Source organism: Thermofilum adornatum (assembly GCF_000446015.1).
Lineage (GTDB): Archaea > Thermoproteota > Thermoprotei > Thermofilales > Thermofilaceae > Thermofilum > Thermofilum adornatum.
Genome location: NC_022093.1, coordinates 343,054 through 362,032 on the forward strand (window position 1 = coordinate 343,054; position 18,979 = coordinate 362,032).

The 18,979-nt window shown below is 48.1% G+C and carries 17 protein-coding genes; 2 read left to right on the top strand and 15 right to left on the bottom strand.

Annotation, left to right across the window (positions count from 1 at the left end):
* Positions 1-460 precede the first annotated feature (460 nt).
* The 7 genes from pgsA to N186_RS01920 form a co-directional block, all read right to left on the bottom strand.
* Positions 461-1,102: an archaetidylinositol phosphate synthase gene (pgsA, locus tag N186_RS01890; protein WP_020962083.1), complete on the bottom strand. Its 642-nt coding sequence runs from the start codon at positions 1,100-1,102 to the stop codon at positions 461-463.
* Between the two features lie 20 nt (positions 1,103-1,122).
* Positions 1,123-1,476 (bottom strand): nascent polypeptide-associated complex protein, encoded by a 354-nt coding sequence (locus N186_RS01895; protein WP_020962084.1) that lies wholly within the window; start codon positions 1,474-1,476, stop codon positions 1,123-1,125.
* 783 nt (positions 1,477-2,259) lie between these two features.
* Positions 2,260-4,986, bottom strand: coding sequence for an alanine--tRNA ligase (alaS, locus tag N186_RS01900; protein WP_020962085.1), 2,727 nt, complete (start codon positions 4,984-4,986; stop codon positions 2,260-2,262).
* A gap of 58 nt (positions 4,987-5,044) precedes the next feature.
* On the bottom strand, positions 5,045-5,932 hold the full coding sequence (locus N186_RS01905; protein WP_020962086.1) for a 50S ribosomal protein L10: 888 nt from the start codon (positions 5,930-5,932) through the stop codon (positions 5,045-5,047).
* Entirely contained in the window at positions 5,929-6,606 is a 678-nt protein-coding gene (locus N186_RS01910; protein WP_020962087.1) for a 50S ribosomal protein L1, read from the bottom strand. The genes N186_RS01905 and N186_RS01910 overlap by 4 nt, the downstream gene beginning before the upstream one ends.
* A complete protein-coding gene (locus N186_RS01915) occupies positions 6,603-7,109 on the bottom strand; it encodes a 50S ribosomal protein L11 (protein WP_052885618.1) in 507 nt (168 codons plus the stop codon). The genes N186_RS01910 and N186_RS01915 overlap by 4 nt, the downstream gene beginning before the upstream one ends.
* A gap of 16 nt (positions 7,110-7,125) precedes the next feature.
* Positions 7,126-7,494 carry a 30S ribosomal protein S19 gene (locus tag N186_RS01920; RefSeq protein ID WP_020962089.1) on the bottom strand — a complete coding sequence of 123 codons (369 nt, stop codon included), beginning with the start codon at positions 7,492-7,494 and terminating at the stop codon, positions 7,126-7,128.
* A gap of 295 nt (positions 7,495-7,789) precedes the next feature.
* Between N186_RS01920 and N186_RS01925 the strand changes: the two genes are divergently transcribed.
* Positions 7,790-8,962 carry an NAD(P)/FAD-dependent oxidoreductase gene (locus tag N186_RS01925; protein WP_020962090.1) on the top strand — a complete coding sequence of 391 codons (1,173 nt, stop codon included), beginning with the start codon at positions 7,790-7,792 and terminating at the stop codon, positions 8,960-8,962.
* A gap of 676 nt (positions 8,963-9,638) precedes the next feature.
* Here the strand turns inward: N186_RS01925 and N186_RS01930 are convergent.
* The 6 genes from N186_RS01930 to N186_RS01950 all read right to left on the bottom strand — a co-directional run bounded on the left by N186_RS01930 (position 9,639) and on the right by N186_RS01950 (position 13,034).
* Positions 9,639-10,385 (bottom strand): 50S ribosomal protein L2, encoded by a 747-nt coding sequence (locus N186_RS01930; protein WP_020962092.1) that lies wholly within the window; start codon positions 10,383-10,385, stop codon positions 9,639-9,641.
* Positions 10,386-10,396: 11 nt separating this feature from the next.
* Positions 10,397-10,681, bottom strand: a complete 285-nt coding sequence (locus N186_RS01935) for a 50S ribosomal protein L23 (protein ID WP_020962093.1) — start codon at positions 10,679-10,681, stop codon at positions 10,397-10,399.
* A complete protein-coding gene (gene rpl4p, locus N186_RS01940) occupies positions 10,678-11,478 on the bottom strand; it encodes a 50S ribosomal protein L4 (RefSeq protein ID WP_020962094.1) in 801 nt (266 codons plus the stop codon). Before rpl4p ends, N186_RS01935 begins: the two co-directional genes overlap by 4 nt.
* A 7-nt stretch (positions 11,479-11,485) precedes the next feature.
* Positions 11,486-12,493 (bottom strand): 50S ribosomal protein L3, encoded by a 1,008-nt coding sequence (locus N186_RS01945; RefSeq protein WP_148681975.1) that lies wholly within the window; start codon positions 12,491-12,493, stop codon positions 11,486-11,488.
* 172 nt (positions 12,494-12,665) lie between these two features.
* Complete coding sequence (locus N186_RS09860) at positions 12,666-12,794, bottom strand: hypothetical protein (protein WP_276114282.1); 129 nt, start codon at positions 12,792-12,794, stop codon at positions 12,666-12,668.
* 42 nt (positions 12,795-12,836) lie between these two features.
* Positions 12,837-13,034, bottom strand: coding sequence for a hypothetical protein (locus N186_RS01950; protein WP_020962096.1), 198 nt, complete (start codon positions 13,032-13,034; stop codon positions 12,837-12,839).
* 1,100 nt (positions 13,035-14,134) lie between these two features.
* On the opposite strand from N186_RS01950, the gene csx1 reads away from it, so the two are divergent.
* Positions 14,135-15,790 (top strand): CRISPR-associated CARF protein Csx1, encoded by a 1,656-nt coding sequence (gene csx1, locus N186_RS01955; protein ID WP_020962097.1) that lies wholly within the window; start codon positions 14,135-14,137, stop codon positions 15,788-15,790.
* A gap of 44 nt (positions 15,791-15,834) precedes the next feature.
* Here the strand turns inward: csx1 and N186_RS09425 are convergent, their stop codons facing one another.
* The gene (locus N186_RS09425; protein WP_148681976.1) at positions 15,835-16,149 is read right to left on the bottom strand and encodes a hypothetical protein; all 315 of its coding nucleotides are present in this window, start codon (positions 16,147-16,149) and stop codon (positions 15,835-15,837) included.
* A 1,075-nt stretch (positions 16,150-17,224) separates the two neighbouring features.
* Entirely contained in the window at positions 17,225-18,979 is a 1,755-nt protein-coding gene (locus N186_RS01965; RefSeq protein ID WP_020962099.1) for a hypothetical protein, read from the bottom strand.

Below are 18,979 nucleotides of genomic sequence, written 5' to 3' on the forward strand. Positions count from 1 at the left end.
GACCCACAACTAGAAAACTTCACAACGATTCTTCCAAAATTGCACAATAAGAACCATAGACATCAGTGCCACCTTGAGCCCACCGACCTTTCAATTATTTCTGAGTTGCATCGGGACAGGATACGCTACTTTCCAATCCTACTATATTACCTTTCAATTCTTTCTGAGTTGCATCCGAAATTTTTTACCGAGGAGGGGTTTATATGTTTAACGTTTAGTTTTAGCAAGAAGTCTGTAAAACTGCCCTAGCACTCAAATTTACCCGTTGGAGGCTTCTGAAACTTCCCAATTGGGAATCTTCCCGGAATAGCCCGTTTGAGGTCGGGAAGTTTTCCCGTAATCTCTTTTTAAAAATAGGCTTCCCGTCGAGAAACTTCATAAATAACTTTTAGTTTTCTTATGATGTGTGATTATAAAAATTGGGCTTTAATCTGGTTCTTGGCATTGGTTTTTGGAGAACTTATGCGCTGGTTGGGGCGCGTGTTAGGGTTTTGTATGCGTGGGTTATTCGCTGTGCGACTGTGTAGTATGTTGCGGCGACGAGTGCCCAGAACAGTATGTATGCTGGTGTCCAGTAGTTGAGGGCTAGCAGGAGGTATATTGAGACCTTTGCTATGAGCCTTTCTGCCCTCTCTGCTAGGCCTACTCCTGCCATCTTTACGCCTAGGGACTCCGCGCGGGCCCTGGTGTAGCTTACTAGGAACTCGCCTGTGACGAGTAGGAGTGCCTCGTAGGTGCTCGTGAGGCCTGCCGTGTAGAGGGGCAGGACTGTCAGTGCGTCTGTGGTCCTGTCGAAGGTTGAGTCTAGGAAGGCGCCGAAGCTAGTGGCCCTGTTTGTCTTTCTGGCGACGTAGCCGTCTATGGCGTCCATTAGGCCCGCGAACGCGAAGAGGCAGAGGAAAACTGGGAAGGAGCCCGTAAAGGCGAGGGTAGCTACTGCGACGGCTCCAAGCAGGAAGCCGAGAATGGTTATTTGGTTGGGGCTGAGGCCCAGGGCTACGAATAGGTTTCCGAGGGGCTCGACTATTTTTTCTAGTCTCTGCTTTATCCTTGTCAACACGTCTGGAATGACTAGTTCATAGACAAAAACCTTGCTGTGCAACGCAGGTGGAAAAAAGAAGCCTAGGCCTTTTTCTGGCTGAGTAGCAGGATTGCCCTAGCTATGTCTCCCCCTGCCTCGATGAGAGCCTTCCTTGCCTCTTCCTGGCTGGCGCCCGTCTTGAGTACGACTAGCTCGACGTCTTCCTGCGATATCTCTGGAACCTCTTGTTGCGCCGCGGCCACCTCTTCTTCTATGCCCGACACGTAGTATATCCTGGAGCCGCCCTTGATCTCGATTACCTGGACTTCCGGAGACCTGATAACTATGGTCTTGCCCTGCATCTTGAGCTGTACCTCCTGGACGCCGTCAAGGGGCTTAAAGTTGAGGCCCATGCGTTCCAGGAGCCTCCTCTGCTCCCTATTCAGCCTAAACATACAAACACCACAAAGAAAAACCACAAAGAACTATATAATTCTTAACACCCGCAAACAAGCACGAAAAATCCCGCACCCAGCCCAAAAACTCATTCTATTCCTTTCCCCACTACATCTAGTCCCATAGACAAGCACATAAAGGTAAAAGGCCCAGATCCATTCGTTTCTGATACCTTTTTGCCGATATCTTAGATATCGTTGTCCTTATTTTCTTTCAATTCATTCGTTCCTGATATGTTGCGTAAATATTTCAGTCGTATTGTCGTCTTTGCAACCTTTCAATTCATTCTTTTCTGATACAAATCCCATTAATTGTCAGTGTAAAGCGTAACAACACTTTCAATTCATTCTTTTCTGATACCACGATTTCAATGCGGTCATCTTCATCTTAAAAAACACTTTCTTTCAATTCATTCTTTTCTGATACTGTTTCCCAGTGGTTTATTTTGTTGGGGTGTTATTTATTTGTTTCTCTGTTGTGTGAAAGTGTTTTTGTGCAAGTGTTTCCCATTTATCATTGTAGGATTTCTTTAGTTTTCTCATTGTGCATGGTAAATGATATGAACTGGGAAGAGGGACCAGGGAGGAATGTATTTTACAAAGATGCTTCTTCCCGTAAAGCGTTAAAGCTTCCCGTGGAAAACATTTCTACAGAGATTTCCAAGGGAACCCTTTCCTCCCACCCCGTATCACGGTGGGGAAATCTCTGTTTTTCTCTTTATCTTTTTTGTTGCTTGGTGCTTGCATGGGAAGAAGGCTAAGTTGTTGGGTGCTTGGTGGGGGTTATTGTTGTTGTTGGAGTGTTTTCTTTACTGCTTGGATTAGTGCTTCTTTTATGTTTTGGGTTTCTGTTATGTGTCCTTGGTATAGGTCGTTTACTCCTCCTCCTTTTCCTTTGAGGGCTTGGGATATGTTTTGGCCGATTGTTCTGGCGTCGAGTTTGTCTAGTAGGTCGTTGGTTATTTTGAGGGCGAAGTTTCCGTTTGTGTTTAGTGCTAGGACTATGCTTTTTGTGAGGTTTTTTGCTATGGTTGTGGCTGCTTCTCGTGGCGTGTAGTCGTCTGAGTGGAAGATGTATATGTTTATGTCGCCTATGGTCGCGGCTGGGGCTAGCTGTGGCTTTCCTTTTAGTGCTTCTTCTCTTAGCCTTTTTACTTCTTTTTCTAGCTCTTCTACACGTCTGGCTAGCTGTTTTGCTTTTGTGTCTACCTCGGTGTAGCTTGCCTGTAGGGCTTCCTGTATGTTTCTCAGCTTTTCCTCTGTTTCCTGTATGTGTAGGAGGGCCGGCTTGCCTGCCTTGAAGATGACTCTTACTACTCCGTCTTGTATCTTCTCGAATCCGAGTATCTTTATGAGGCCTATCTCGCCTGTCCTGTCGCAGTGGGTGCCGCCGCAGGCCTCTGCGTCCCAGCCTGGTATCTCGACTACCCTTAGTGTTGTCTGGGGTACTGCTCCTCCCTGGTAGAGGGTGAAGCCGAACCTCTGTTCTGCCTGTGTCCTGTTCATGAGGTACTTCTTTACTGGCCTGTCCTCCATTACGACTTGGTTTGCGAGTAGCTCTATTTGTCTCGCCTGCTCGGGTGTTATGGGCTTGTGGTGGGTGAAGTCGAACCGCACGTATTCTGGGGTCTTCTGGGCGCCTGCCTGCCACACGTGTTTGCCTAGGACTTTTCTTAGTGCTCCTAGGACGATGTGTGTGGAGGTGTGGTGCCTCATGAGGTTTAGCCTTCTCTCGATGTCTATGTTGCCGTGGACCTTTTCCCCTATTTCAGGTAGCTGTCCCTCGCACTCGTGTAGGATAACGTTGCCGACCTTGTAGGCCGCCTTGACTGTGCATGTGCCCTTGCTGTGGCTTATCTGGCCTATGTCTGCCAGCTGTCCGCCGCCCTCTGGGTAGAAGGCTGTCTGGTCGAGGACTAGGTATTTCCCGTTCACGATGGCTACGACGCTTGCCTCGAAGCTATGCATTTTCTCGTCCTCGTAGTAGAGCGTCCTGGTGGGGGGCAGGTTTGAGACTGTGGCTGGGTCTACTGGTAGCTGGATTGCTTTTTTCTCCTCGGCTGTTGCCCTGTTTTTGAGCTCTGCGAGCTTGCTGTAGAAGCCAGTGATGTCTACTTGTAGGCCCTCTGCCTCGGCCTTTTCTTTGAGCATTTCTGGGGGTATCCCGTGGCTCTCGTAGAGCCTGAGGACCTCGTCTCCCGGTACAACCCTTGCCCCCTGGTTCTTGAGGGACGAGAGAAGGTCGCTGACTACCTTTTCTCCCCTCTTGAGGGTGTCGGCGAACTTTTCTTCCTCGTAGTCTATGATGTCCCTTATCTCGTCCTCTATCTCCTCGTATTCTGGGAAGTCGTTCTTCCAGTACTTTATCTGCCACGAGATTATCTCGCTGAGTGGGAGGTCTAGCTGGAGCATCTTTAGGAGCCTTATGCTGCGCCTTATCAGTAGCCTCGCCAGGTATCCCGCGCCGCTGTTAGAAGGCACTACCCCGTCCCCGATCATCCACGTGAGTGTCCTCGTGTGGTCGGCTATGGCATAGATTGCCTCGTTTGGCGCGAGGATCCTGCGGACCTCGTCTAGGGACAGGCCTATCTCTGAGGCTACTAGCTTTAGGGTCTCCATTGCTTCTAGGGGGTTCTTGTAGTCTAGCCTGCCGCTCTTCACTGCTAGCGAGTATAGGAGGTCTTCCGGCGGCTTGGAGACGCCTGCCTGCTTCCTGAGCTTCTCGACTATGCCAGAGAAGACTGCCTCGTAGACGTTGTAGCTCCCCGTGAGTAGCCAGTAGATCCTCTCTAGGCCGTAGCCAGTGTCGACGATCCTGTTAGGCATCGGTATGAATTCGCCTGTGTCCGTCGTCTTGTAGTGCATGAAGACGAGCGTCGCTACCTCTAGGCCCCTGACCATGACCTCGTAGTCTTCGCCCGCGTTGCCGCCGCCGCTCCACACGTCGAAGATGAAGGTTATCTCTTCTGGCTTTATCCCGTAGACCTTCGTGAACAGCTCGTAGGCAAAGGTGACTGTCTCGTTTGCCCAGTAGACCCTCTGGTCGCCTATGTTGAATGCGTGGTGGGCCATCATCTCGAAGCCCGTGAGGTGGCGCCCAGTCTTGCCGACGTTATCGAGGTCTGTCAGCCTGATGCTGGGCTGGGAGATGACTAGGGGGTTTGCTGGGGGCGGGACTAGGCCCTCTGTGACCCAGGGCTGGAAGTCGTATATCGAGGCGCCGACTAGGAAAACGTCTTCCCTCCACCTAGCGACGACTGGGTACCTCTTAATGGGGGTGTGACCCCTGCTGGCAAAGAAGTCTATGAACTTGGATCTGACCTCTGTGAGGGACTCGGGCCTTGTGCCGACCCTTTTGTTTATGAAGCCGTATTCTTCGCATGGCTGGTCTCCGCAGACCTTTCTGTCTGGGTTAAGGGTCCAGAAGGTCCTCCCGCAGACTGGGCAGGTCTTCTTTATCCAGCCGTTCTCCTTGAAGAATGGCAGGTCGATGAACTCTTCCTTATTCATAGTTATGACTCACCGAGAACAGATATATAAAATATGCGAGCAAAAAGTATAGGATGCCTTAGAGCTCGGGCTTTATGGCCTTTAGCTTCTCGTAGAGGGCCTTTGCCTGTGCCTCTGCCTTGGCCAGTATCATTGGGACTGCTTCTTTGGCTGGGAACCCTGCCTGCGCCGCGAGGGCGATGGCCTCCATGTGGGCCTTGCCAATTATGGCTGGGAGCACCTGTGGCAAGGGCAGAGCGGCGTTGAACGCTAGGTTGTATGCCTGTGTATGGGCGCTGGAGAGCCTGTCCCTCCAGAGCTTTACGTCTAGCTCTACGTCCTTCGGAGAGATTATCCGGCCGTCTAGGTATATTGCCTTTATCTGTAGCTTGCTCTCGATGGGCTTCAGCCCTAGCTTTGTCAGTAGCTCTGCCAGCTCAGGCGATATAACGTCTCCTGGCCGGGCCACGACTGTGTCCTTGGCTATCCAGATGCTTCCCTCCTGGACCCTTGTCGGTATGCCGAGCTTGTTGAAGTTGCTGATCATTGGGCCTGGTGGTATGCCCGTGTTTCCGGCCGGTAGGACGATCTCGTTTGTCGCAACGTCTCCTGCCCTGGCCTCGCGCATTATCTTCTGCTTGTCGAGGAAGAATATTATCGAGAATGGGTTTTTGTTAGTGAATATGACGGCGTTTTGGCCCTTGAGGTACTGCTCTGCTTCTTTTGGGTTTTTCCCAGCCTTTTCGAGGGCTATGAGGAACACAGTGTTCTTTACTACTTTGAGGAGGGAGCCGTCCTGTCTGAGGAGGCTCTTGCTCTGCTTTAGGACTGATGCCGGCAACCCAGTGATGGATGCTATTAGGAAGTAGCGGTACTGCTGTAGTGCGTTGACGTATTCTTCTAGCTGCTTCGCCTTTCTCTGGCGTGCCGGGCTACTCTTAACCGTTACGGCTTTCTGTATGCTCACTTTTTGCCACCCTCTCTAGCAATCTTAACAGGTTTACCCATAGCCAGCTTGAAATATATTTTGCCAATGTTTGAAGCGGAGAACTTCTTGAGTATCTCGCTTAGCACGGCGTTGGCGTTTTCGACCAGTTGTTCGACTGGCTGGGACTCTGTGCCTATCCTGCAGGCGATCTGTGGCTGGTCCTTTATCCTTATCCTTATAGACTTCTTTGCGCGGTCAATTAGCACGTTTACGGGGGCATTTGGCGGAACCGGCTGTGGCATTTTGCCGCGTGGACCCAGGTATTTACCTAGGATCCTACCCACGAGGGGCATAAGGTCTGTCGATGCTAGGAAGAAGTCGTACTTCTTTGCGAGCTTCCTCAGGGCCTTCTTGTCGTTGGCTATCTTGTTGAGCTCGTCCTTGTCTATGACTATGTCTGCGCCGGCCTCTTTGGCCTTCAGTGCTAGGTCTCCGCTGGCAATCACGGCTACTTTGGCGAGCTTTTTCGGGGGCGCGTATGGAAGCACGACGACAGTGTTTATCCTGTTCTCGGGCTTCTTGACGTCTACGTCCCTGAGCACGACGACCATTTCTACGCTTTGCTCGAACTTCCTCTTCTTTGGCGAGGAGGCTAGGGCCTGCTTTATGCCCTCCTTTAGGTCTCCCAGGTGGCTAACAACCTGTGTACTCATCCTGCTTCACCCTCATGCTTCTTTATAAGCTCGTCGTATAGACCCTTCTCGATTTCCTCTATAACCTGCTTGGGGGGCTTACCATCAATAGTCACGCCCATGCTCTGGGCTGTGCCAACGACAGTCTTTACGGCCGCCTTGAGGCTTGAGGCGCCGATGTCCTTCATCTTTATCTTGGCGATCTTGATCACCTGCTCCATGGACAGGTTGCCGACTGTCTCCTTGGATGGCTGGTGGGCACCCTTCTCAACCTTGAGCTCCTTGACGATCAGGGCGGCAGTCGTGGGTGTGCCGACCTCCACCTCGAAGGTCTTCTTTTCAACGTCGACTATGACCTTTACGGGTACACGCATCCCGGCATAGTCGGCTGTAAGCTCGTTTATCCTCTTGACTACCTGCATCACGTTTAGTCCAAGTGGGCCGAGGGCTGGCCCTATGGGTGGGCCGGCTGTTGCCTTGCCCCCGTCCACGAGGAAGTTAAATACCTTTGTGTTCTGCGACAAGGCGTCCACCCGCTACCTACTTCAAGGCCACAAACATTGATGACCTTGTTGCTTTTAAGCCTGGCTCTCCGTGCTCAACCTTCTTTGTCGTCAACGCGAACTCTCCGAGGTAGTGCCCGATCTTTTCCGGCGTTATCTCGACTGGTACAAACTCTTTGCCGTTGTGGACGTGTATCGTTAGCCCGACCATCTCTGGCAAGATGATGAAGTCCCTCAGGTGGGTCCTAATGGTCGGCTGCTTCTTGCCCTTGCTTACGAGCTCCTCGGCCTTCCTTATCTTCTCGAGAAGCTTGAGGTGCTCCTCGCTGGTCTTTTGCTTGAAGATCCTTAAGAGTGTTCTCCTCTGCCTGGCTGGGAAGAGCTCTGCAAGCTTCTCTATCGGCATCTGCCGTAGCTCGTCGATCGTGTAGCCCCGATACGTAAACTTTAGACTGCTTTCCAACTCTATCCCCTCACGTATACCTCAAGGAAATGTTTTTTAGTGATTTAAATTTTTTGTGCAGAGCCACTGTTTTCCTGGCTAGGCACGCTGAGGCGCCACTGAATGGAGACATGGTTTTGGCTATTAGGGGAAGACCTGGAGGGGCTGGCTTACCTAGTTAACTGGGAAACATATAAAACGTTATATATAATACGCATTATTTAAACAAATTAATTCTACTGTTTAGCTATAACTATTTGTGAGCGAAAAAAGGATCGTAGTCGTTGGAGGAGGATTCGGCGGCTTCTATGCACTTAAGACACTGTCAGAGCTAGGCGTAACAAAGAGACACGAGGTAACACTGATAGACAGAAGCCCTATGTTCGCGTATCTGCCGTCCCTGCCATACCTCTTGTCAAAAAAGAAGACCGTTGAGGACCTCACGGAGCCCTTTGAGAAGATCACTAAGAGGCTGGGCGCCAAGTTCATACAGGGCGAGTTCGCGGGTGTCTCGATAAGGGAGTCAACCGTAGTACTTGGCAACGGCGACAGGGTCCCCTATGACTACCTCATAATCGCTGTTGGCGCGACGACGGAGTACTACAACATACCGGGCGCCGAGCAGACGCTTGCCTCCTGGAGGCTCGAAGACTACCTCAGGATACAGGAGGAGCTGAAGAAGCACGGAGACAAGTGTAGGGTGTGCATCGCCGGCGGTGGCCTCACGGGCGTCGAGGTTGCCGGCGAGCTTGCAGAGGTGCTTGGCGGAGAAAACGTCACGATAGTAGAGAAGATGCCCTACCTGATGCCCACGCTGAACAGGCCCAAGGCCTCGGAGATAATAGAGAAGTTCCTGTCCCAGAAAGGCGTAAGGATAATCAAGGGCAACGGCGTCGTAGAGGCGTCGAGCAACCATTTAAAGCTTGAGGACTCGACAACGCTGGACTGCGACTTGGTGATATGGAGCCTAGGCGTAAAGGCCCCAAGCATAGCCTTCGACCAGCCAGTGAAAACGGTTAAGCGTGGATGGATAGCCGTGAAGCCAAACCTACAGCTACAAGACTACACAAACATATACGCAGTCGGCGACATAAACCACTTCGCCCTAGACTCTGACTACGCAATGAAGATGGCGGAAGAAGCAATACTACAGGGCAAGACGGCAGCCAAAAACATAGCCCAACAGCTTGAAGGAAAAGACCCAACATACACACACCAGCCAATATTCCTCGCGTCCAAGCCCAAAAGCCTCGTCTCAGTAGGCTACAACACAGCACTAATGGTCTGGGAAAACAGGCTACTATTCGGCAAAATGCCATACATAAGCAAAATGCTCATAGAAACCGTAGTCATGAGAGACATAAAGGGCAAAATAGGAGGAGGAACAGCGACAAAACTAGAAAGCACACTACTCAGAACAATATCAAGATAAGCCAACAACCTTCTACGCCATGTATTTTCTCCCCTAATTTCTTCAAGAAATCAAACAAGCGATCCACCAAAACAATCTCTAGAGAAAGCCCTACCTAGTGCGCATCCAGACACGTTTACACGTGGATGGCTCAACAAACTCCTACCTTTGAATTCTTTCTGAGTTGCATCGAACGGTGTCTTATTGTTGAAGAGTAGAGGTACACGTTCGGACTTTCAATTCTTTCTGAGTTGCATCCGAATTGTTTTGCCCATGAGGGGTTTATATGTTTAACGTTTGATTTTTTGAAGAAGTCTGCAAAACTGCCCTAGCACTCAAAATTACACATTAGAAGCTTCTGAAACTTCCCACCAGGGAAGCTTCCCAGAATGCCCCGTTTTGGGTCGGGAATTTTTCCCGTAATCTCTTTTTAAAATAACCTTCCCAACGAGAAACTTCATAAATAACTTTTAGGTCAGACAGTTAGGTGGACTTGACGTAATGCCATGTATATTTTCTATGTTTTGGTTGTGATGCTTGGCGAGGCATGGAGGAGAATCCTTTGGGCTTCTATGCAGTTTTTGGCTGAGCAATTGTTTTTGTGTGGGATTTGGCTGGCGATTTGGCTAGGTTATCTGGTTGGGTAATTTGAAGAAAACGGTGGAGGGATAAAGGGAGAAATGTCTAATAAGGGGGCTTACTGTGTGGGGGTTCTTGATGTTCCCTTCTTTCTTCCTGTTCTTCTTGGTGCTATGTGTCCTACTTTTCTGCCTGGTGGGGCGTTTCTGGGGGCTGGGGTTAGTCCTTTCTGGTGTGATCCTCCGCCTGCTGGGTGGGCGTATGCAGACATTGCTTTGCCGCGTACTGTTGGGTACTTGAATGACTTGGCCCTTGACTTGTGCCAGTTTTTGCCTGCCTTTAGGAGTGGCTTTTCTATTCTGCCACCTCCAGCGACCATGCCGATGGTTGCCCTTGCCTCGCTATCTACTTCTTTTACTTTCTTGCTTGGCAACTGTATGAGTGTCTTACCGTTTGAGTGCGCGAGGACTAGGGCGTATGCGCCGCTGCTCCTAGCGATTTTTCCTCCGTCTCCTGGCCTCAGCTCGATGTTTGAGACTATTGTTCCCTCTGGCACGTTTCCTATGGCTGTTATGCTTCCTAGGACTATTGGAGCCTTTGCGCCGTAGTATATCTTCTGGCCGACTGCTAGGCCCTCTGGGGGTACCATGTACATTGTTGTCCCGTCCTCGAACCTTACAATTGCTAGTGGCGCGCCCCTGCCCGGCTCGTGGACAATGTCCTTGACTACGCCTACGAGGACCTTCTCCTTGAATGTTTCTGGGTTGTATGGCGGGTACCTTGCAGGTGCTATCCTCTTCCAGCCGGGGTTCCTAAACACGCTGCCGCCGCGGCCCCTCCTCTGTACGAGTAGCCTTTTACCCATTCATCACCACCCTAGACTAGACCCATCCTGCTCGCTATATCCATTGCGGAGTACTCTTTTGCGAGCTTTACATAAGCTTTTTTCTGCCCAAGCGGAGTTATCAGTGTCCTGACCTTTTCGACCTTTACGCCGAACATGGCCTCTACGGCCCTCCTTATCTCGTCCTTCGTAGCACGCCTGTCAACTATGAATGTAAGGGTGTTGGTCTTCTCGATCAACTGTAGAGTCTTCTCTGTAAGGTGGGGCTTGACTATTACCCCTATGTCTCCCTTTTTACCCGTGTTACTGCTACTCATTTATACAGCACCTCGTCCTTCAGCCTCTCCTCCAGAACCTTTACGGCAGAAACAGTATATAAGGTGAGCCTCCCAGGAACCCCGCCCGGGGCCAGGTGCAGGACGGACAGGTCGCTTGCCCTGACAACGTCCACGCCAGGCATGGACCTCGCGGCCTTCTCTACGCCCTGCTTCTCGCCAACAACGATTAGCAGGCTCTTGGGCTTCTTGTATCTCCTCCCACGCATCTTGCCCTTGCCAGCCCTAATCCTCGTGTTTTCCTGTGCCCTCTCTACGTCTTCCCAGAGGCCGAGCTTGCCGAGCGCCTCCCTCAGCTCCTTTGCCGTTGATATCTTCTCGAAGTCGTCCGCTACGATGATGGGCAACTCTTTGTCTGGGACAACGTGGCCCCTAGAGAGGACAAGATCCTTTACCACCGTAGCCGCGATAGCGGACAACAGTGCCTTACGCTTCTCCTTCTTGTTTACCTCTTCGTGTATGACCTCGTCTACCCTGGGCGGGTGAGCCTTGCGGCCCTTGACCGCCTGGACTACTCGTGCGGCCCTCATGCCGCCCTTTATGCGTGCAACCCTTGCTATGCCGTGCCCTACGCCTAGGCTCTCCGCGGTTGTCCTTAGGCCCGCTAGTGGGTCTGTGCCCTTTGGCTGTAGCCTAGACGTGAAGAGGGCCAGGTAGACCCTCCTGATGAGGTCGACCCTTATCGGGGACGCAAAGAAGGCTGGCAACTTTATCTTTTCTACTGGCTCCCCGTTCAAGTTGTAGACGGGGACCTCTAATAGTTTAGCTGTCTGCGTCACTGCCTATTCACCCCGAGACCTGCCATTGGGCAGTACTTAGATAGGTTATCTGTGGCACAGGCGTGACCTTGCCTGGCCTAATTGCGTGCCTCAGCTTTATGAGCCTCTTCGTAGGCCCTGGGACGCTGCCCTCAATGATTATGAACTGGCTCTTTACTAGGCCGTAGTGCTTCCAGCCTCCCGGCGGGTTGATCTCCTTCACTGTCGAGGCGTCGCCGATCTTGAGGATCTTCTTGTTGTACTCTGTCCTCTGGTGGAACCCAAGCTGTCCTGGGAACGGCGCGTAGAACATTATCGAGGGCTTCTGTGGGCCCACGCTACCGATCCTGCTGTGGCCCTTCCTGTGCTTGTGCCAGCGGGGCATCTCTTCTACGCCGAACCTCTTGACCGAGCCGGCGAAGCCCTTGCCCTTCGTCACGGCTATGGCGTCGACATAGTCGCCCTCCTTGAAGACGTCAGCCACTGTGAGCTCCTTGCCGAGCTTCTCGAGGGCGAGCTGGAGGGCCTTGTCCGGCTGGCCGCCGACAGCTATCTCGAATACCTCTGGCTTCTTCTTGCCGAGGCCCGCGAGCCTTGGCTGCGTAGCCACTATGACCCTTACCTCTGCTATCTTGTCCTTGACCTCTTCCAGCTTCTTCATCTGCTCCTCCTGGCTTGCCTGCTCCTTCGGCACAGTGAAGACCCTCTCAAGGTCCTTTGGCAAGTCCTTGGCCCACACCTCGCATAGGGCCTTCTTGCCGCCCGGCGTCTTTCCGTAGACCCTGACGGCCAGAACCTTTAGAGGCGGGACCTCGATCACCGTTGCTGGGTAGACTACTTCCTGTCCCTGGAACGGGCTAAACTTGTGCGTCTCGACTCCTATCACGTGGAGCATGCCGACCTTGTAGCCTGCAAACCCCAAGAAGCCTTCGCGCCCAGTAGGCCACCTCCTAACCCTGCCAACTATACTGCGTGCTCTCTTCCTCGGGTGATACGCGCGCGAACCACGACGCGGTCTATGCCCCTTAGCCACTATACATCACCAACCATGACTACAAAAAGCTACCAATAAACAACACTTATTAAGCTTTTTGCATACACGCCGCCACCAGACACAAGGCACGAAAAACACCAACAACGCTACACAGAAAAAGCATCGAAGGCTCACGTGGTCTTGTCGGAGCCACACGTTTACCAGGCTAGAAAAGCTACTCGCGGGAAGTGAATGTTATGTACATATACACGTACCTCTTCTCATCGGCAACAATAACATAGTCATACTTTAACCCGTGCCTCCAGGCAATCCTCTCAACAGCCCCTACAAGCTCCTTTGTCAAGCCGTCCTCCCCACTAGTAACCGCGAAGTGGTACTCCCACCACTAGTTGCCAGAATTAAAACTAGCCTCAACAATCGCCCACATAGTTTCTAGGGCCCTAAACTCCCCCAACAAGACATTAAAGACCTCCTGAGCCCCACCAACATAGTACCTCGACACCCTAACCGGCCTCACGATGCCCTCAACCCACACGCTCCCACCCCTCCCAGTATCCAGACCTCTATTCCCAGATTTAAACACAATTCCACCCCCAAGCTTTTAGAAATTTAAGCCACCCCCATGCAAGCAACTTTCAAACACAAAATCATAAGCCCCCCAGAACCCAAAAAACCACTCCTCTCTGATACAGAACAAATCTAGACTGAACAAGATTCTCAAGGAAAAAGCCTATCAATTCATTCTTTTCTGATACAGCGATATAGTGAAGAAAATGAATGAAATCATATCTACAAACTTTCAATTCATTCGTTTCTGATACAATTCGCTGAGAAGGCGAGGCAGAGTGTCAAGCTCTACACCTTTCAATTCATTCGTTTCTGATACTATGATGATAACCCACCGTGGATTCTTACGTCTCATCGCATATCTTTCAATTCATTCTTTTCTGATACTGTTTCTTTGGGGTTTATTTTGTTGTGGTGTTATTTATTTGTTTTGGTTTTGTGTGAAAGTGTTTTTGTGCAGGGTCTTCCCATTGGAAGTATTAATTTTTCTTTAGTTTCTTCATTGTTGACTGTAAATGATATGGAATGGGAAGAGGGTCTAGGGAAGAACTTATTTTACAAAAAGTCTTCTTCCCGTAAAGCGTTAAAGTTTCCCGTAGAAAACGATTCTACAGAGATTTCTAAGGGAACTATTTCCTCCCACCCCGTATCACGATGGAAAAATCTCTGTTTTTCACTTTTCTTCAATATTATTTGAGTTATACTCATAGGAGCGACACGTGAATTTCTAGGGGTGTCTGTGTGCCTTTGGTTGGGCCTACTGTTTGATGAAGGGGCTGTTTATTTGATGTTTGGAGGTTGTGGTGGTTTCGGTGGGGGTGTTTTTGGCTGGTTTTTGGACTAGCTATGTTGGCGTCCTTGTTATGGGTGATTTTATGATAATTTTGTTATTATTGATAATAACTTTGTTATTTTTATTTTTCGCTGTTTAAAATAACTGTGATAACTATGTTATTATTTAGGATAACGTTATTATTATCACTGATCGTTTATTATAGATATGCCCTGGTGTCGGTGGTCTGAGCCGAATGCGTCGGGTGTTGGTTCTTGGGTTGTGGCTTTTTTGCCATTGTTTGTTGTGAATGTTTATATAGGGCTTGATGGGATTATATAGGTATGAGTGAAAAGTCCAAGGTTCTTGTTGTTGCTTCTTGGGGTGATCCGAGGAGGTGGGATGAAGTTAGCTACCGTCTGTCTGTTGAGAGCTTGGAGCACCCTGGCTTGAGGAAGGTTCTTGGCGAGGGGGCCAGGGAGCTAGAGTGCAGGAGTAGGAGTTCTACGGTGTCTCTTTTGTGCCTGTTGTCTAGTGCGGGGCTCGATGTTCATGGTGTTGTTTTTGGTTTGGATACTGTTGCTAGTGTCTCTTCACAAAATATTCGCAACGATGCATTGAATGTTTATGATAATAGTCTGGAGGAATTTGTCAAGGGTTCTACGTGTTGTGAGGAGATAAAAGAGGAGATAAAGGAGAGGATTGAAGTTGTCGTTACTCCTGGAGTCGGCACGTATGGGGGTCTATCGTACAGGGGTAGTCCAACACATATTTTCACACAGGCATTCATGAAGATATATAAAAGGCTGGCAGACGACCATACTTTTCTAGTCGTAGACATTACTCATGGGATTAACTATCAGACGACTGCCATTCTCTATGCGGCCATGACTAGCGCGATCGTTGCGGGGAAGGAAAAAAACCTAGTAATTTTTAACTCCGAGCCGCCTAGCCCTCCTACCAAGCCCCAGAGAACTGATAAGTCCCCTCAGCCAGCACAGCTTGGCGCTGTGCAACCTGTTCCACAGGCTACCTCCCAGCAGGCCTCTAATCCGCAGAGCCTGGGCATATTGGATGTTACACTCTTGTCGAATGCCCTTCAGTTCGCAATGGCTGCTCGAGACATCCTGTTGTTCCGCTCCAAGAGTATCTCTGAGCTAAGGAAGGCATCAGTAAAGGGTTCCAAGAGGGTTGCCGAGGCGCTTGTCTCTCTTGAGACGTTTACAAGGCTCCTAGAGAACGCCGCGGTGGCGTTGACTTTTCCCGGCGCCTTAGACGAGAATGGGGAGAGGCTTGGTTACAGCCTGTGCAGCTTCCTTGAAAGCTTTACTAGTGACCCTTGTAGCGAGATTGAAGACCAGCCAGAGAAGGACGATGTAAAGAAAGTCGTTACATACCCCTCTCCCGAGACAGCTAGGGTGCTAGAGTGCATCCTTTATAGTGTCCTTAGGAGGCTCGCCGAAGACGAGAGAGGAAAAAGTAATGGCTTATGCGTGGATGCGGCGAAGAGCGACCTCGCAGAATACCTTAAACGTGTTGCTGAGAGGCTCCAGGAGGCGGGGCTTAAGTATGCATCGTTAATAGCAAAGCGTGAAAAACAAAAACTGGACACATTCATTGGGACATTCCAGAACTGTCTAAACGAGTTCGACAAAAATAAGGCCATGCTTGGGGGCATAGCCCAACACCTAGTTTTGAGAGAGAACGAGGTCGAGGTAGATGTCAGTCTTTTCCATGCATTTGAGGAGCTAGAACAAAAGAAGAGCAAGTTGCCGTGCATCTATATTTTGAATGATGTAGAAGAAAAAGTTAGGAATTTCAAGAAGGAGGAGGTAATAGACGAGAACAATGCTAGGAACATTTCGGCACACGCTGGGCTCTCCTACACCATAATTGAAAAAGTTGTAGTTTCGAGGCAAGCTGACAGGTGGACGGTCTCAAAGATAAAGTATAATAGGGGCAAAGTTCAAGAATATCTGAAAATACTTAGCAGAATTTAAAAAAGATATTATAGATTTTTTGGCTTTGTTTTTCGGCTGGATTGCTACGTAGATCTTAGTTTTTCTATGAAGGCCTCTATCGATATGGGTTTGTCGCTGAATGGGAATGCAAGCTTCTCGCCGTGCTGGTCTTGGTCTTTTCCTGGCTGGAAGGCGTATATTTCTGCTTTTTGTAGGGCGAGGAGCCCGAGGCCGGGGCTTTTTCTTCCCCCTATGTTGAGGCCTAATGTTTTCACGTATTCGAGGGTGCTAGCTAGTAGCCTTGAGGGGGTGTCGCCGGTGGAGTCGAGGAGCCCTATGATTACTAGGGGTATTTGGATTTTTGCGTCTGTTGTTTCTACTGCGTATAGTGTGCGCACTCTTATATTCTTTCAATTCATTCTTTTCTGATACTTGGTATTACTATCAAGGGTAAGAGCGTTAGCTTTCCGAACTTTCAATTCATTCTTTTCTGATACATGTCAAATTATTAGAAAAGGTGAGCGGGAAATGAGCGACTTTCAATTCATTCTTTTCTGATACCGTTTCCTTGGGGATTATTTTGTATTGGTGTTATTTATTTGTTTCTCTGTTGTGTGAAAGTGTATTTATGTCAAAGTTTTCCATAGAACACATTATCTTGTTTTAGTTTTCCAATTGTGACTTATAAATGATATAGATCGAGAAGAGAAGTTAGGGAAGACTTTATTTTACAAAAAGTCTTCTTCCCTTAAAACGCTATAGTTTCCCTTGGAAAACATTTCTACAGAGATTTTTAGGGGAACCCTTTCTTCCTACCTCGTATCACGATGGAAAAATCTCTGTTTTTCTCTTTTCTTCAAAAATTTTAGCTTTAGACGAGGTAGAGAGTCCTTTAAATTTCCTATGCTGTTTATGCGTCTTGGTTGGAGTTGCGTCTCTGATAGGGAGTGCACGCGATGCGGTTGTAGGTGGCGTGACTTTTTGACCGTGAAAATGGCAGGGGAATTTTAGTGTGAGGCTGGGAGGGGCAGTGGTTAGTTTTTTGGTGAGGGGCTTTTTGGCTTAGATGTGAGGTCTGCGTTTTTGGCTTGAGTTTTTTGTCGAGGATTCTGGTAATAATTATGTTATTTTAGTGATAACTTTGTCTTTTTGTTTTTCTCTGTTTAAAATAGCTGTGATAACTATGTTATTATTTAAAATAACTTTAATATTATTTTGTTGCCTGAGTATGCGTTGTTTTTGATGAAGTTCTCGATTCATTTTAAATTTTATATCTTTATATATCTTTGTAGTGACCTGGCTATATGTGTGGAGCTAGGCGAAAAAGCAACAGTCGGTAGACAGGATGAAAAGTGGGTAATTGCAAAGGTTGGAATTCAGCTGGGGGAAAAGAGTTTAAAGTTATTTATTATTATGTGCTAAGAAATTTTATAGTAACTGGGGTAAGTTTTTGCTTCGTTCCTTCATGGCTAGCTATGCTCCCCACTGCTTAAGATAGGAAACAATGTCGTTATATGTGCCAAGAATTAATTTATAGTCATTGTCCCCTCTTCTTTGTATTATTGAGTGCTTGGTTCCTCTTACTAGCCCTAAATGTGCATAGAAATCTCTTTCCTCTGGTTGACCACTCTTGGGAATGTAGATTTGGAAATCTTTGAGTGCCCAACACTCATAATATTTAGACGGCTTCTCGCTGGCTGTGTTGTCGAAATAACTTTTTATTCTCTCGATCTCTGTCCTAGCAATAACGCTGAAGGGTTTTGAGTAGACTTTTTCTGCTAGTTCAGCTATTTTGTCTAACTCAATAGAGGAGCAGCTTTCTGCTTTAAATATCTCATGAACGTCTACCACTGTACTGTGGTCCTTAGAGTATGTAGGGCTCTTTTCTAAGTCACTTATGATTTCATTTGTGTAATCGCACGACGCTAAGATTTTCTTGGATGCCTCTTTTAATATAGCACTTAAAGAAAGCAACGTGATGGCATCTATGTCTGGTGTTCCCTGCTTATTCCATCTATACGTCGCTATATACTCGAAGTTTCCTTTATTTCTCGTAAATTCTATTTCTGAAGTTTCTAGTCGCTCAATCGCCTGGTTGAGAATAGTTTCGATCGACAAGTCTTCACCGTTTTTGTTTAATTTTGTGAATCTAGCTATGTGAAGTGCCCAGGGAAGAATACCCCTCACAAAGAGTAGTGCAGTGGCTAGGATTTGTTCCCATGTATCTATACCGGGTACTTTATTGTGTAGTCTCTTATATATGTCTTCAAATCGCTGTTGGGAGAGTATGCTCTCAATCCTTGTTCTCAACGTATCGAAAAAGACTCCGTTATTTACGAAGAAGCCTTGTTTCTTGTAGAATCTCATTTGCTTATATGAGACTAGATCAAGTGAAATTGAGGGAGTACTCGAAGCTTTAGAGACAGATATGAGGGGTTGTGAATTATAATGAAATAGATGTATCTGATATTCTGGCGTATCTGTAAATGCTTTTTGAAGGGCAAGCAACGAACATGCGAGAGGTATAGCTTCTTCAAGCGCTAGAGCAAAATAGTTGACCCCATGAGATGTATCATAAATTACAGCAATATTGTTTTTTCTGGAAAGTCTCAATTTATCCATTGCATAGGCTAGAATGCCTCCGAGAATATAAGAGAAGAAATCGTCGCCACGCCAAATAAACAAATAGGTAATGTTAGAGTTGGAGTTAGATTTAGATTGATATTTATAGGAAACTGTCCCGGGAAGTATTTTAAATATTTTAGAGGCATCTTCTTTATCTTTAATACTGATCTTTGAACTTTTTCTAAAGTCATTTTTAAAAGCTTCAGTATTCAGGATGTATCGTAGAATACTTTCAAAAAGGTCTTTGCGATGCTTTATATTGTCCTGAGAATCCCTCCACCAATATTCTATCTTTTTCTTCAGTTCTATTTTCGGCTCTATTATATGGTTAATCAAGAGAGTGTCCTGTAGGAAAATGCAAATTTTATCTTTATCCAGGATATTCGTGGGAAGGATATTTATAATACTTCTAGTCGTAGAAAAGAACTTTTCTTGTGAGGATTGGAGGCATTTTTTAGTTTTCTTTTCATTTATTATGCATTCTATGCAGTAATTCTTGCTTTCCCACTCGGCGGGGTCTCCCCACGTTGAAAATAAAAAAACTTCCTCGTATTTTGAGAAGCACTCATCATCTTTGCTTGAGGAAAGACCTGATGAAGTCAT

Excerpts from the sequence above, each read along its gene's own strand:
- N186_RS01895 (WP_020962084.1), bottom strand. The coding sequence starts at position 1,476 with ATGTTTAGGCTGAATAGGGAGCAGAGGAGGCTCCTGGAACGCATGGGC.
- alaS (WP_020962085.1), bottom strand. The coding sequence starts at position 4,986 with ATGAATAAGGAAGAGTTCATCGACCTGCCATTCTTCAAGGAGAACGGC.
- N186_RS01910 (WP_020962087.1), bottom strand. The coding sequence starts at position 6,606 with ATGAGTACACAGGTTGTTAGCCACCTGGGAGACCTAAAGGAGGGCATA.
- N186_RS01920 (WP_020962089.1), bottom strand. The coding sequence starts at position 7,494 with ATGCCGATAGAGAAGCTTGCAGAGCTCTTCCCAGCCAGGCAGAGGAGA.
- N186_RS01930 (WP_020962092.1), bottom strand. The coding sequence starts at position 10,385 with ATGGGTAAAAGGCTACTCGTACAGAGGAGGGGCCGCGGCGGCAGCGTG.
- N186_RS01935 (WP_020962093.1), bottom strand. The coding sequence starts at position 10,681 with ATGAGTAGCAGTAACACGGGTAAAAAGGGAGACATAGGGGTAATAGTC.
- csx1 (WP_020962097.1), top strand. The coding sequence starts at position 14,135 with ATGAGTGAAAAGTCCAAGGTTCTTGTTGTTGCTTCTTGGGGTGATCCG.
- N186_RS01965 (WP_020962099.1), bottom strand. The coding sequence starts at position 18,979 with ATGACTTCATCAGGTCTTTCCTCAAGCAAAGATGATGAGTGCTTCTCA.